The 13,712-nt window shown below is 61.5% G+C and carries 10 protein-coding genes; 5 read left to right on the top strand and 5 right to left on the bottom strand.

What is annotated here, in order from left to right; genetic code table 11:
* Positions 1–474 precede the first annotated feature (474 nt).
* Genes M2335_RS02960 through M2335_RS02945 form a run of 4 tightly spaced genes read left to right on the top strand, consistent with a single transcriptional unit; the run spans position 475 to position 6,218 of the window.
* Positions 475–2,904 carry a TonB-dependent receptor gene (locus tag M2335_RS02960; RefSeq protein ID WP_264593717.1) on the top strand — a complete coding sequence of 810 codons (2,430 nt, stop codon included), beginning with the start codon at positions 475–477 and terminating at the stop codon, positions 2,902–2,904.
* A gap of 8 nt (positions 2,905–2,912) precedes the next feature.
* The gene (locus M2335_RS02955) at positions 2,913–4,313 is read left to right on the top strand and encodes an MFS transporter (protein ID WP_264593716.1); all 1,401 of its coding nucleotides are present in this window, start codon (positions 2,913–2,915) and stop codon (positions 4,311–4,313) included.
* A gap of 38 nt (positions 4,314–4,351) precedes the next feature.
* Positions 4,352–5,230, top strand: coding sequence for a TauD/TfdA dioxygenase family protein (locus M2335_RS02950; RefSeq protein WP_264593715.1), 879 nt, complete (start codon positions 4,352–4,354; stop codon positions 5,228–5,230).
* 37 nt (positions 5,231–5,267) lie between these two features.
* Positions 5,268–6,218, top strand: coding sequence for a TauD/TfdA dioxygenase family protein (locus tag M2335_RS02945; RefSeq protein ID WP_264593714.1), 951 nt, complete (start codon positions 5,268–5,270; stop codon positions 6,216–6,218).
* A 539-nt stretch (positions 6,219–6,757) separates the two neighbouring features.
* Here the strand turns inward: M2335_RS02945 and M2335_RS02940 are convergent.
* The 5 genes from M2335_RS02940 to M2335_RS02920 all read right to left on the bottom strand — a co-directional run bounded on the left by M2335_RS02940 (position 6,758) and on the right by M2335_RS02920 (position 12,908).
* Entirely contained in the window at positions 6,758–7,789 is a 1,032-nt protein-coding gene (locus tag M2335_RS02940; protein ID WP_264593713.1) for a LacI family DNA-binding transcriptional regulator, read from the bottom strand.
* A 60-nt stretch (positions 7,790–7,849) separates the two neighbouring features.
* Positions 7,850–8,290, bottom strand: coding sequence for a hypothetical protein (locus M2335_RS02935; RefSeq protein WP_264593712.1), 441 nt, complete (start codon positions 8,288–8,290; stop codon positions 7,850–7,852).
* A gap of 89 nt (positions 8,291–8,379) precedes the next feature.
* On the bottom strand, positions 8,380–8,778 hold the full coding sequence (locus M2335_RS02930) for a c-type cytochrome (RefSeq protein WP_264593711.1): 399 nt from the start codon (positions 8,776–8,778) through the stop codon (positions 8,380–8,382).
* A complete protein-coding gene (locus M2335_RS02925; protein WP_264593710.1) occupies positions 8,775–10,346 on the bottom strand; it encodes an FAD-binding oxidoreductase in 1,572 nt (523 codons plus the stop codon). The genes M2335_RS02930 and M2335_RS02925 overlap by 4 nt, the downstream gene beginning before the upstream one ends.
* Before the next feature lie 249 nt (positions 10,347–10,595).
* Entirely contained in the window at positions 10,596–12,908 is a 2,313-nt protein-coding gene (locus M2335_RS02920; RefSeq protein ID WP_264593709.1) for a TonB-dependent receptor, read from the bottom strand.
* A 111-nt stretch (positions 12,909–13,019) separates the two neighbouring features.
* Between M2335_RS02920 and M2335_RS02915 the strand changes: the two genes are divergently transcribed.
* Positions 13,020–13,682 (top strand): nuclear transport factor 2 family protein, encoded by a 663-nt coding sequence (locus M2335_RS02915; protein WP_264593708.1) that lies wholly within the window; start codon positions 13,020–13,022, stop codon positions 13,680–13,682.
* The last annotated feature ends 30 nt before the right edge of the window (positions 13,683–13,712 follow it).

Genomic DNA, 13,712 nt, shown 5'->3' with positions numbered 1-13,712 from the left:
CTGACCCGCGGCTTTTGATAGGGATGCAGCTTGCTCCGCGTGACCAACCGCTAAAGCGCACGATGCTCAGGCGACCGCGCCAGGCGTCGTGTTCCCCTCTCTAACGATGAGGTGATCCGATGCGCATGACCCACCAGCTCTGTTGACCTAGCCCGCACGCAGTCGCGTGCCGGTTATCGCGAGCCAGCGCCCGAAACGGCCTATGCCGTCCGGAAGCACTCGGGACCGGCGCGTGATGATGTCGCGCCCACCATCCGGTGGCTGCGCCTTTCGCTCTGCGAGGATCATCATGATTAGGCTCACCAGTTCCGATTTGGCGGACCTGGCGCGCTACCCCCTGTCTCTTCAGCAATCGGCGCTGGCCATCTGGTCGCAGCTGCCGGGGGGAAGCCTGCGCTCTGTCCGCCCCGAAGACCGTGACGGCGAAAACCGACGGTCGACCAAATACAGTCACGCTCAGGGACAACCATAATAATGACACTTAATCAGTATATTATCGGGCTATATACAGGCGAGCGCTTCTCGCCTACCGGCGCGCTCCGGACGATGCTGCGTGCAACAGCTGCAGCCCTGTCGCTCGCAGTGCCGATCAGCGCCCATGCGGCCGAAGAGCCATGGCAGACCGAGCCGACCGCAGCGGAGGAGGACGCAGGCTCGCCGATCATCGTCACGGCCTCCCGCCGCCGGGAGGAAGCCGTGCAGGACGTGCCGATCGCCATCAGTGTGATCGACGCGGCGACGCTTGATCGTCGCGGCGACTTCACCCTCGGCCAGATCCAGCAACAAGTGCCGGCGCTGCAGGTATTCAGTTTCAACCCGCGCAATACCAACATCAACATTCGCGGCCTCGGCAGCAATGTCGCATTGACCAATGATGGGCTGGAGAACGGCGTCGGCTTCTATATCGACAATGTCTACTATGGCCGCGTCGGCCTTTCGCAGTTCGATCTGGTCGATCTCGAACAGATCGAGGTGCTGCGCGGCCCGCAGGGCACGTTGTTCGGCAAGAACACGACCTCGGGCGTCATCAACATCAGCACCCGCAAGCCAAGTTTCGAGCCGGACGCTTCCGGCGAGGTGAGCATCGGCAATTATGGCTATCGGCAAGTTCGCGGCTCGGTATCCGGCCCGATCGTCACCGATCGTCTCGCTGTGCGCCTGAGCGGTGCCTACACCAAGCGCGATGGCCTCCTCTTCAACACCACCACCGGAGAGGAAGCGCAGGACTATGAGAATGCGAGTTTACGCGGCCAACTCCTCGTCAAGCCGACAGACGATCTCTCGGTCCGGCTGATCGGCGACTATGCCAGCCAGAAGCAGAATTACGCCCTTAACGTCTTTGCCAACTATGTCGGCACCTACGACAATGGCGCGACGATCCCGAACAATTTCGCGGCGCGCCTGGCGCGGTTCAACCGGTCACTGCCGGCCATCGATCCGTTCGCGCGACGGGGCGAGTCCGACAGTCATTACCAGTCCAACATGGATGGCTATGGGGTGTCCGGTCAGGTCGACTGGGATCTGGGCGGCGCCGCGCTCACTTCCATCACTGCCTATCGCTGGTGGGACTGGAACCCGGCCAATGATGGCGATTCCACTGCGCTGCCTGTCGTCACCAAGGCGCAGCAGGCTAACCGCCAACGCCAGTTCAGTCAGGAAATCCGCCTTGCGTCCAAGGATGATGGCCCAATCGATTATGTGATCGGCGGCTATTATTTCTGGCAGATCATTCGCGGTTATGGCGCAAGCCGCTACGGCTCGGCGGCGGCGGCCTGGAACTTGCCGGCAGTCGATCCCGTGGTCGGCAACGCAGCGCTTGACGGGTTCGAGGCGAACTCCACCTCTACGCCGCAGACGAGGAGCCTCGCCCTGTTCGGGCAGGCGGACTGGTCGATCAGCGATGCGCTGACGCTTACCGCCGGCCTGCGCTACACCCACGAGAAGAAGGAAGGCGCGTTCCGCCAATATTGGGTGGCGGGCAATGATCTCTCCGGCCTCACGCCCGCACAGCAGGCGACAGCGAACGCCATCCGCGCCCAGTTCAACCCGGTGCAGACCTTCGCGACCGCTTTCTCGGATGACAGCCTTTCCGGCCTCGTTACCCTTCGCTGGCAACCGACGCGCGACGCGATCATTTATGGCACCTATTCGCGCGGCAACAAGTCAGGCGGGCTCAATCTGACTGCCTTGCCGGCGGGTATCGCGCCAGAGGTCGCGCCGGAGCGAGTCGACGCCTATGAGGTCGGCTTCAAGTCGCAGCTGTTCGATCGCGCGTTGACCTTCAACGGCGCCCTCTACTGGATCGACACCGCCAATTATCAGACGGCGATCACCGAGCAGGTGGCGAACACGGTCACCTACCGGCAGTATATCGCGAACATTCCCAAGGTACGCTCACGCGGCTTCGAGCTGGACACGGTTTACGCTCCCTCGCAGCACTTCAGCCTCAATGCGTCGCTGGCTTATGCCGACACCAGCTATCGCGATTACAGGAACGCGCCGCAGGCCGTCGAACGCCTGAACATTTCTGCCGTACAAGACCTCACCGGCCAGCAGCTCCCTGGCGTGCCGAGGTTCACCTACACTTTGGGCGCAGATGTCTCGACACCGGTTCCCGCATTGGGCAGCACGGGCGAGATTTACGGCCACGCCGACTGGTCGCACCGGTCGAGCTTCAACACCTCCGCCTCCAACTCGCGGCTGGCGATCGTGGACGGCTACGGCCTGCTCAACGGGCGGATCGGCTTGCGGTTCGACGACGGCCGCTACGACCTCTCGATCTGGGGCAAGAACCTGCTCGACGAGAATTATTTCCAGACGCTGTCGGCCGGGAACACCGGCCTGGTGACGGGGCTGATCGGCGACCCACGCACCTACGGCATCACACTCCGCGCAAAATTGTGAGGCACGCCATGACCGCACTCACTGCAATCCCCTCGTCCTCATTGTCGCCGCCGCAGAGCAAGGGCGACGAGCGCTCCAGCGCCTTTCGGCTCATCCGATTCTCGGCGGTTGCCGTGCCGATCGCCGCCGCGACCATGCCCATCGGCGTCTACCTCCCCGCTATTTTTGCACGGGACTTTGGCCTGTCGCTCGGCATGATCGGCTTCATCTTTCTGATCGGCCGCTTGTGGGATGCCATTTCCGATCCGCTGATCGGCTCCCTGAGCGACCGTACCCGCAGCCGCTTCGGGCGGCGTAAGCCATGGATGGCGGCAGGGGCCGTGCTGTTCACCCTGTCCTCCATCTTCCTGTTCTTTCCGGTCGCGAAAGTCACGCCGCTCTATCTTGGCGGCGTCCTGTTCGCTTTTTACCTAGGCTGGACGGCGATCCAGATTCCCTTCCTGGCCTGGTCCGGCGAGATCTCCGGGCATTATCACGAGCGGACCCGCATCGCGACCTACCAGACGGTCGTGGGTTCGGCGGCGTTATTCGTCACGCTGCTGCTGCCCGCGCTCGCCGATCAACTGCGGCCGGGCGACGGGCACCTGCAAATGTCCCTGATGGGCGCGCTGGTGCTTGCCACCGTCATCCCCGGCGTCTTTCTGTCGCTTACGGCTTTCCCGGAAGTTCCGGCTCCGGCCGGGCCAGCGGAGACGCTGTCGATCAAGCACACATTGCGCGCGGTGTTCGCCAATACCCTGCTTCTGCGCGTGCTCGCCTCGGACTTCGCCGTGACGCTCGCTCAGAGCATTCGCGCCGCGCTCATCGTCTTCTACGTCAGCTTCTATATGGGCCGGCCGGACTGGGCAGCGGCGCTGTTCCTCTTCCAGTTCATCTTCGGCATCTTCGCGGGTCCCATCTGGCTGCGCATCGGCCTCAAGCTCGGCAAGCACCGAACGGCGGTCTTGGGCGAGCTGGTGCAGGTCGCGGTCAATCTCAGCCTGCTGCTGGTCACGCCGGACACCTTCGGTCTGCTGCTGGCGCTGACCTTGGTGCAGGGGCTCGCGCAAGGCTCCGGCAACCTCATGCTGCGCGCCATCGTCGCCGATATCGCCGACAAGCACCGCTTCGAAACCGGTGAGGAGCGCACCGGGCTTTATTATTCGGTGTTCAGCCTCGCGGGCAAAGGCGCCTCGGCCATCGCTATCGGTGTGGCCCTGCCGCTCGTCGCCTGGCTGGGCTTCGATCCCCGGGGCAGCAACAGCCCGCAAGCGCTGCTTGGCCTTGCCTATGTCTTCGCGCTTGGTCCTGCGCTGGGCCACGCCTTTTCCGCACTGCTCCTCGCCCGCTTCCCGCTCGACGAAGCCGCCCATTCCGAAATCCGCCGCCAACTGGACGACCAGCCCCTCGCTCTCGCCCCAGCCGAATGACCCGCACTGAATGAAATCCCTGAAAGGAGATGCACGTCATGACCGTCCTCGAAGAGACCCTCATTGCTTCCGATACCGACCTGTTCGAAATCACGCCGCTTCAGCCCAGTCTGGGCGCGCAGATCAGCGGGATCGATCTCTCCCAACCCCTGACCCGGCCTTTGCATGCCGCGCTCCACGCCGCCCTGCTGCAGTACAAGGTGCTGTTCTTCCGCGATCAGCATCTGACGCATGAACAGCATATCGCCCTGGGCGCAGCGTTTGGTGATCTGGAGACCCACCCGGTCTTCGCGCACCCCGATCATCCGGAAATTCTGCCTCTGCGCTCCAAGGAGTTCGCCGGCAAGTATCGCAGCACCACGGACAGCAACTGGCACGCGGACACCACCTTCCGCGCTGAACCGTCTGCGGCATCCATCCTCATCCAGCGCGTCTCGCCGGGTCTGGGTGGCGATACCGTCTTTGCCAACGCAGTCGCAGCCTATGAAACGCTCGACGAGGAGACCAAAGCCCGGATCGACGGGCTGAGCGCCATCCACGACACGCGCGTCTTCCTGCAGTTCATCGAGTCCGCTGAAAAGCGGGCCGCCTTGCAAGCGCAATATCCGCCGGTCGAGCATCCGGTGGTGCGCATCCATCCCGAAACTGGCGAGAAGCTGCTCTACGTCAATTCCGTTTTCACCCGCGAGATCGTCGGACTTGCACCAGGCGAGAGTGAAGCGCTGCTCGCCCGACTCTTCGACCAGGTGAAGCGGCCGGAATTCCAGGTGCGTTGGAGCTGGCAGCCCGGCTCGATCGCTTTCTGGGATAATCGCGCGACCCAGCACTACGCGGTGCCCGACTATCGCGGCAATCGCGAGATGGAGCGCGTGACCATCGTCGGCGAGCGCCCGCGCGGCCCCCAATCGCCCAACTGAAATTCCCCCCAGCACCCCCAAGGCAAGGAGCCTCATCATGTCCATCACGACCTATGCCAATGCCGCAGACCTCAATAGCCCGCTCGACATCAAGCCGGTAACAGGCACGATCGGCGCCGAAATCCGGGGCGTCGTGCTCTCCGGCGATCTCGACGCTGCGACCGTACAGGCGATCCAAGACGCGCTGGTTCGCCACAAGGTCATCTTCTTCCGTGGCCAGCATCATCTCGATGACGCTGAGCATGAGAATTTCACGGCACTCTTCGGCGATCCGGTTGCGCATCCCACCGTGCCGGTCGCAGAAGGATCGCGCTACCTGCTGGAGTTGGACAGCCGCGAGGGATACGCCGCCTCGAGCTGGCATACTGACGTCACCTTCGTCGATGCCTATCCGAAGGGCTCGATCCTGCGTGGCATCACCATCCCGGAGGCGGGCGGCGATACGCTCTGGGCCAATGGCGAGACCGCCTATGAGGCGTTGCCGGAATCCCTGCGCCAGCTCGTCAACAATCTCTGGGCCGTCCATACCAATTTGTACGATTATGCCGCGATCCTGGGCAATGCGCCGAAGGACAACGCGTCAGCGCGTGAGCAGATCAAGCGGCACCGCAACGTGTTCGCTTCCACGGTGTACGAAACCGAGCATCCGGTGGTCCGCGTCCACCCCGTCTCCGGTCAGCGCAGCCTGCTGCTCGGACATTTCGTCAAGAACTTCGTCGGTCTCAATCAGGCGGATTCCCAGCGGCTGTTCAGCATTCTCCAAGACCATGTCACCCGGCCGGAGAACCTCGTGCGGTGGCGCTGGCAACCCGGTGACGTCGCCTTCTGGGACAATCAGGCGACCCAGCACCGCGCCGTCGCCGACTTCGGACTGCAGCGCCGCACCCTGCGCCGCGCCACCATCCATGGCGAGGCACCGGTGAGCATCGATGGCCGCACCAGTCGCATCGTCCGGCAGGAAAAGGCGGTGGAATACGAAGCGGCCTGAGCAGCACCGTTACCCGCGTCACGGCTGAGGGAGAAACTGTGGCGCGGGTGACGTTGGATAATCGATTGTACAAGTCCTCGATCAGCAGTGCCAATCGGCCGCTTTGACGAAGAGGAATTGCGGGGCATTTCGCATCTCACGCTCTGGTTGAGATGGATGATTACCGTCAACGAATGTCCTGTCATTAGATGAATGAAAGGCAGGTTTCGGGAACCGGTTCGAACGATTGCACGTCGGGTTTGAGGGCGGGTCCCGTCGGATGGGCCAAAGTAACTCAATGACTGCTATCGTCTGGAGCAGACATTAGCGCTTTTCAATCTGAACGACCGGCATTGGTCGGAAGCGACCAATGCATAGCCGGCCAGCGGACTGGCAGGTGCCGCCGCCTTAGCGGCCATTCGCGGCGCTTGAACGGCTCCTTGGAGCTGGTTTTTGTTCATGAGGGTGTAGCGACACAGGGGAGCAGTCGAAGTTGTGCAACACCAGTACCTTTGTTGGTGAGAAAGTGGGTCACCCCCATCGACTGGACAAGAGCGCGCTTAAGTACTGCGCCGCTCCACAAGGGTAAAACCGATGTCCACGCGCGCTGCTTTGGTGCGATCACGCTGGTTCTTGGACAAGGCCTTGAGCATGAGGGCCGCTGCCTGACGCCCCATCTTGGCGCCGTCGATCCGGACGGACGTCAAGGATGGCTCCAACTCCTGGGCGAAATCGAAATCGCCAAAACCCATCACGGCAAGATCATCGGGAACGCGGACGCCGCGGACGGCTGCCTCGATCAGCACGCCTTGCGCCAGCCAATCAGAAGAGCAGACAATCACATCCGGTCTCTCGCCCGCCTCCCATATACGGCCGAAGCTGCGCCGGCCTTCGCCGATGGTGCCGGGCAGGCTGTGGTCGATACTGCGAGGCTCCGGCCGCCCTGCTTCCATCAACACCCTCGAAATTCCATAGCGACGGATGTGCCCTCTGCTGCTGTCCGTTGAGAAGATCATCGGGCGCTGATAGCCCTTGCGCATCAGGAAGTTGCCCACTGCGATGCCGATATCATGGTGAGAAATTCCCGCCACCATATCGATGGGACTGATCGGGGTTTCCCACGTCTCGACGATCGGCAGGTTGGATTCGACCAGCAAAGCGCGCACGTCTGGCGAAATGGGGAGGCCGATGAGAATGAGACCGCCAGGGCGGCGGCTCAGAATTTGGGTCACGATCTTCTCTCGGGTCGCATCTCTCTCGTAAATCCCGAGCAACGTCTGATAGCCGCCATCATCGAGCGCCGCGACCGCAGCCCGCACCGTCGTGTCGAACAGTTCGAGCGGGGTCGGCGGCGCCATGATCGCGATGAGCCGGCTGCGGTTGGTGATCACCGTCCCGGTCGTCAGCGACGGGATATAGCCCGTTTCCGCAATGGCGGCATGAACACGCCCGAGCGTTTCCTTGGTGAGAAGATCGGGGGTATTCAACGCCCTTGAGACGGTGGCCGTCGAGACCTGCGCTGCCTTGGCAACGTCGGCGAGGGTTGCGCCCGCACGGCGGCGGACCGTTCCTTCACTCGACACCGTTACCATTTATTCCGTCACTCCTTGAACCGGCTCTGATAGGCGAGGAGCTTGAGCGATCCGCGCCGCTTAGGCAATGGCCCAGGACCACAGGACTCCCTTGCGCTTTTCTCTGTCTCGCTCCGGCAGGCGGCTGTCAATTGGAGCGTCGGCACGGTTGCTCATCATCGTCCAGAGCGCATGGGGCCATTGCTTGCCTGCAGCCTCCAGCACATCCGCTTGCGCGGCCGGACCGATGGATACGCGATGTGCAGCACGCTCATCCACTGTTTGATGCGACATGCACAATCGCAGCGTGCCGCGCATCTCTGCCGCGATGCCACGGGCGACGACCATATCGGCATAGCCTGTCAAACCCATCAGGCTACCAGACCATGTCTCGCGCAACGCTCCATACCAGAGCGTCGCAAGATCGCCGTGGCTGTGCAAAATCTGAGCCTTGGCACCGATTGCCGCCGCAGCAAAAGCGCTCGTGGCAGCGAAACGGGGGTCCACGATCACATGTCGCATCTGCGCTCTGACCTGCGCAGCCCGAAGAGGCGGCGGGAGGATAAGGCTAGCGGTGGCCAGGCCGCCGAGCTTCAGAAGGTCTCGCTTTATCATCGCGCCTGCGCCTTGTCCTTATTGGGCATGGCCAGAAATGCCGCGAGCTTCTCAAGCTCATCGTCCGTCACTTCCACTCGTGTGATCGGTGGCATGCTGAACAAGCCGTGGCGTGCGACCGCCTTCACATAGTCCGCCGGAAGATCGGTCCGTTCAGCAAGAAGCGCGCGCTCCTTGCCCCAGCGCCGTTCGAGCTGGATGGTGCCCGTGCCTCCAGGCAAATGACAGTAGCCACAATGCTGGAGGAACAGCGCTCTCCCGTCTTTCACGGTCGAAGCCGTAGCCGATGCCGTGGTTGATGCCGACACAGGCGCGGCCGCATCAGACGATGCAAAGGCAGCAGCCGTGCTCGCAATAATCAGCGCCGCAACGGCACTCCAGTGGATGGCATTCACGCTTCCTCTCCCTGACCGTGGGCTTTGTAGGCTGTTGGCCAAATGCCGTTTTTACCGGGTGCAATGATGCCATTGGGATCGATCGCATTCTTCACGGTCTCGTTGAACCGCGCCAAGGCGCCGCCGTTGAAATCGAAGCTCTTCGCGACCGGATCCATGAAATCGAGATGGGTGCGGTATTCGCCGAAGCCGGCCGCTTTGGCGTCGGCGATCAGCACGTGGAACAGCCTGTTGGCCCGAGCCACCATGTCGGCGTCGTCACGGTCATAAAGCAGGATGTTCACATTGTTGATGTGGCGATGGCCCATGGTGAAGGAGGTGTAATAGTCCAGACCATGTTCCTCGAAGCGCGCTTTCATCGCGCGGAAGGTCTTGCGGGCCAGGGCGCCATCGGGCGGCATGACCGGGGAGAAGCCCATATGGCCGCCGCGGCCACCCCACCAATTGACGATCTGGAGAGACGTCGCGCTCGGCGCCCGCGCGGCCGCCTTGTCGAGAGGATCGCCCCGCCGCCATACCTCGAACTCGATGGCCTTACCGAGATGGGGCTCAAGAGCTTTGCGGATCAGTTGCTCCTTGGCGCGGACAATGCCTTCGTGGCCATAGACGCCGAGATTGAAGCGCCACCATCCGATGTCATAATGTTTCATCATCTTCTCGGCGATGGCATCGGTGAGGGCGCCCTTGCCGTCGTACCACTCGCTGCGCTGGGACAGCACGGCCGCGTCGTGAAGATAATTGCCGAACACGAAATTGTGGTCGACGACGTTGTTTACGCGTAGTTGGTGGAGTTCGCGAATGGCCCATTCGATGTCGTCGGCCTGAGGTAGCTCGACTTTCGCTCGCAAGGTCATTTCCGGTTCGGGCATCAGCCACAGGCCCATCTTGGTGACCACCCCGAAGTTCGACTGAACGAAGGCCTGATCCCAGGAGGGGCCGAAGCCGTGCTGATAGGCCTGCCAGGTTTTACTCCCGGCCATCGCGCCCATACCGGTCCGGAGCAGATCGCCTGTGGGCGTAACTACCTCCATACCGCAGATTTTCGCCGCGTGATCGCCATAGGGGGTGTAGCCCAAGCCTCGCTCCAGGGCGTTGCCCATCACGCTGCCCCAGGCATTGCCTGGCGTCGACATCCAGAGCGGAATATTGTTCTGCCGGAGGTAGTTGTAGAGATCGTAGAAGCCTACGCCCGGCTCGAGAAGGCAGTGGCCATATTTCACATCCACGTCCAGGATGCGGTTCATGCGGCCGAGGTCCAGAACGACCGATCCCGGCATCGCCGGCGCTGCCCAGCCATAGCCCAGATTTTTCCCACGGGCAGTGGGCCACAGCGGGACGCGATATTCATTGGCGAGGCGGACGAGGGCGCGCACTTCTTCCGCGCTGGCTGGCGCAACGGCGGCGGACGCTTCATGGTTCAGCCCATCGCCGAGCGCATAGGGGTCTATATAGGTCGCGCGATCCTCATCGCTTGAAAGGACCCACTGCGATCCCACGACTGCCTCGAACGCGCGCAAGGCCTTGGAAAAAGCGGCATTGCCAAGATTGGGGGGGGCTTTGACGGACATCATTCTCTCCTTGATGAGAGAATAGCCCGGGCTGAAATTCAATGCAAGAATTACATCATGATGACGATCATATCAGGACTAATATGAAATAATTTCATTCAGTCGATGTCCGCGCTAGGCGTTCTGCAGAAAGCTTCAGACGGCATGTGCCTTACGGTTCTCCTTCCCTTGGCTGGGCCGATAGTTCGAAGCGGCTTCGAAAAGGAGGGGATGCCGCTTGGGCGACATCCCCTTGAGCGAAGGAAGCGTTCAGAAGCGGCGGCCCACCGTCACTGCCCATTCACGCGGGCGACTGGGCTGGCCGGTAAAGATGTAGCTTCCCGACTGGATGAACTTGTTCACATAATAGAACTGATCGAACAGGTTCGTGACCGAGACGGCCGCGTACCATTCGTCATCCGGGGCATTATAGCCAAGGCGGGCGTTGGCCACTGCATAGCCTTCCTGCACCGCACGGGGATTGTTGGTCCACTCGTTGAAAACCTTGGACTGGTAGTAGACGTCGAAACGCGGCGTCAGCGTGCCGCCATTGCCCAGATCGGCGCGGTACTGGATGCCCGCATTATACTTCCATTCCGGCGAACCGGGCGCTTTGCTGGCGAGCGACGGGCCGCCTGAAACGCCTGCCGCAGCGCCGAGATCCTTGATTTTGAAGTCCGTGTAACTGCCGGACATATCGATTTGCAGCCCCCGCGCCGGCCGGATCTCCAGTTCAGCTTCCAGGCCGTTGATGCGCGCGCTACCGGCATTGGCAACCACGATGCTGGGGACACCATTGATATCATACCCATTCGCGCTCAACTGCAGGTTGGAATAGTCGCTGTGATAGGCGGCCAGGTTGAGCCGAACCAGTCGATCGAACAGGTCGCTCTTGAGGCCGATCTCGTAAGCATTCAGCGTTTCAGGCCCGAACGGCACTGCCGTGGCGGGCGTGAAGGGGCGAGGATTGATGCCGCCGCCCTTGAAGCCGGTCGAAAACTGGCCGTAGACCATGACATCGCTGGTCAACTGGTAATCCATCCCGAGCTTGTAGTCGACGCGTTCCATCTCCGACTTGGGAGAGGTGAAGGGGCCGCCTGCAAAGAAGGACGTGCCCGACGGCACATTGACCCGGTCAAAGCGATAGGTCTTGGATTCCTTGGTGTACCGCAGGCCGGCCGTCACGGAAAACTGCTCGGTCAGATGCAGCGTGCCATGCGCGAAAGCGGAGCGGTTGGTGGCGTGGGTGCTGTCATTCTGGTCGAAGGCGATGTTGGAGGCCGCAAGATAGGCGCCGCCGCCCAAGGAGCTGTCCCCCTCAAAATAGAATACGCCCGTTGCCCAATCCAGCATGTCGTTGAACGAGGTGCCCACCAGGCGGAATTCCTGGGTAAACTGATCGAACCCCGCCAGATTGTCGGTCAGTGCGACCGGGAGCGGCGCGTTATTGGCGTTCTGGGTGAAGCGGCCGCTGAACGTCTGGTAGGCGGTAATCGATTTGAACTGCACGCCCTCTGCAAGTGTCCAGCTGATATCGCCCGAGTAACTTTCCGAGTGAACGGTGTTCACGGCCGGCACGGCCCGCCCGAGGAACTTGCTGTCGTAGCTCGCGAAGGTGACATAGGGGTCGACAATGAACCGCTGATCGAAGGGGATGCCGAACGCCGGGATCAGGCGATTATTGTTATGGTTGACCAGCGCCGCCGCTGCCGTGTTCACATAAATGAGCGAGTCAGCTGCGCCCTCTGAATTGTCACGGATGATCTCTGCAGCGACATTGACCTCGATGTTAGGCGAAGGCGTCCAGCGCAGCGCGGCGCGTCCTGCGCGCACGCTTTCGCCGCCCAAGGTCCCGAGCTTGCAACTGTTGCCGTGATTGGAAACCGTCGGCGTGAGATTGCCTGCCAGGGCCGGATAGGCGCAGGCAAAATCTACCCTGTCCACATAGCCGTTCCGTTCCTTTGACGCGAAGGATACGCGCAAGGCCAGCTTGTCCGCGACAAGCGGCACGTTCAACATGCCCCGCAGGTCGATGCGATCATAGCTGCCATAGGTGCCTCCGACCGAGGCGCCGAACGAGTCCTGCGGCTTCTGGGAAATGAGGCGAACAGCGCCGCCGATGGAGTTCTTGCCGAACAGAGTCCCTTGCGGGCCGCGCAAAATCTCGACCCGCTCAAGGTCCAGAAGGTCGAAGGACGTGCCGAACAGTGACGCATGATACACGTCATCGACATAGAAGCCCACGGCCGGCTCCAGTGCAAAGTTGAAATCGGACTGGCCGATGCCGCGAATATAGGCCTGCGTGGACTTGCCGTAGCCTGAGCTGCCAAGGCGCAGGGTGACGCTGGGCGCGGCCTTGCCAACATCGGCGATGTTGCCGAAGCTGCGCTCGCTGAGCTGTTCCCCCGTCATCGCGGTGATCGCGAGCGGGGTGTCCTGCAGATTGGTCGATCGAAACTGCGCGGTCACGACGATGTCCTGCGCGTCGTTGTCCTGCGCATGGGCTGCGGTCGCAAGCGCACTCAAAGCGAGCAGCGATGCGCTGCTCAGCGCGCTTTGCTTCAGAATTTCACGAAAGATCATGTCGTCTCCTCTCCCTGTTGATGGTGGGCGTTCCCCAATGAGGAACGGACCGGATTCACGCCGGTTTGATGTATGCTGATACAGTTAGGTCGCTGCGAAATGCAACATATAATGCAAACTTTACATATGGTGTTGGTTCTGCTTGAAGGGGATTCGGCACTTAAGATCGCTAAAACAAAGGCGATCGTGGAAATGTTCAGGAGGGCGAATGCCGGCAAAAATGAAAATATATCAGCAGTTGAACCACGGGGTGAATGCGGCATGAGCGGCCAGTTCGACGGCATCTCCATTCGTGATCGGCTTATGATTTCCGACCGCATGGCGCGCTATTCTTGGGCGATCGACTCAGGCGATCTGCCTGCCTACCTGGATTGTTTCACGCGCGATGGCGTACTTCGCCATCCGCTGCGGGATGGGAGCCCCGGCGTGTTTATGGGCCGAGAGGGGATTGAGGCTTTCATCGGTGGCAGCATCAGTCAACGCGCTACGCAAAGCTATGGCCATCAACACCAGTTCAACGCCCCCCAGCTCAGCAAGGAAGGGGATGACATCCACGTGGCAGCGTATTGCATGATCTTTCGGCATGAGTTCCACCGGCAATATTGGCCGCGCGGTGCCTCCTGGCGGATGGGCACATGGCATGCCCTGTTTAGGTTTGCCGAGGATGGGTGGAGGATCGCGGACCTGGACGTGCGGATGTGGACGGATACCGCACTCGGAGCCGGAACCGCATTGGTAGAGCGCGGACCGGGGATGCCGGGCACAAAGGACTGACAGAGAAAAGAAACGGACCGGGAGGGGAGA

It is taken from the genome of Sphingobium sp. B12D2B, from assembly GCF_025961775.1.
GTDB lineage: Bacteria > Pseudomonadota > Alphaproteobacteria > Sphingomonadales > Sphingomonadaceae > Sphingobium.
The sequence above is the reverse complement of the archived record's forward strand: the minus strand, read 5'-3'. Positions and strand labels throughout refer to the sequence as shown.

Excerpts from the sequence above, each read along its gene's own strand:
- M2335_RS02950 (WP_264593715.1), top strand. The coding sequence starts at position 4,352 with ATGACCGTCCTCGAAGAGACCCTCATTGCTTCCGATACCGACCTGTTC.
- M2335_RS02920 (WP_264593709.1), bottom strand. The coding sequence starts at position 12,908 with ATGATCTTTCGTGAAATTCTGAAGCAAAGCGCGCTGAGCAGCGCATCG.
- M2335_RS02955 (WP_264593716.1), top strand. The coding sequence starts at position 2,913 with ATGACCGCACTCACTGCAATCCCCTCGTCCTCATTGTCGCCGCCGCAG.
- M2335_RS02935 (WP_264593712.1), bottom strand. The coding sequence starts at position 8,290 with ATGCGACATGTGATCGTGGACCCCCGTTTCGCTGCCACGAGCGCTTTT.
- M2335_RS02960 (WP_264593717.1), top strand. The coding sequence starts at position 475 with ATGACACTTAATCAGTATATTATCGGGCTATATACAGGCGAGCGCTTC.
- M2335_RS02940 (WP_264593713.1), bottom strand. The coding sequence starts at position 7,789 with ATGGTAACGGTGTCGAGTGAAGGAACGGTCCGCCGCCGTGCGGGCGCA.
- M2335_RS02915 (WP_264593708.1), top strand. The coding sequence starts at position 13,020 with ATGCAAACTTTACATATGGTGTTGGTTCTGCTTGAAGGGGATTCGGCA.
- M2335_RS02945 (WP_264593714.1), top strand. The coding sequence starts at position 5,268 with ATGTCCATCACGACCTATGCCAATGCCGCAGACCTCAATAGCCCGCTC.
- M2335_RS02925 (WP_264593710.1), bottom strand. The coding sequence starts at position 10,346 with ATGTCCGTCAAAGCCCCCCCCAATCTTGGCAATGCCGCTTTTTCCAAG.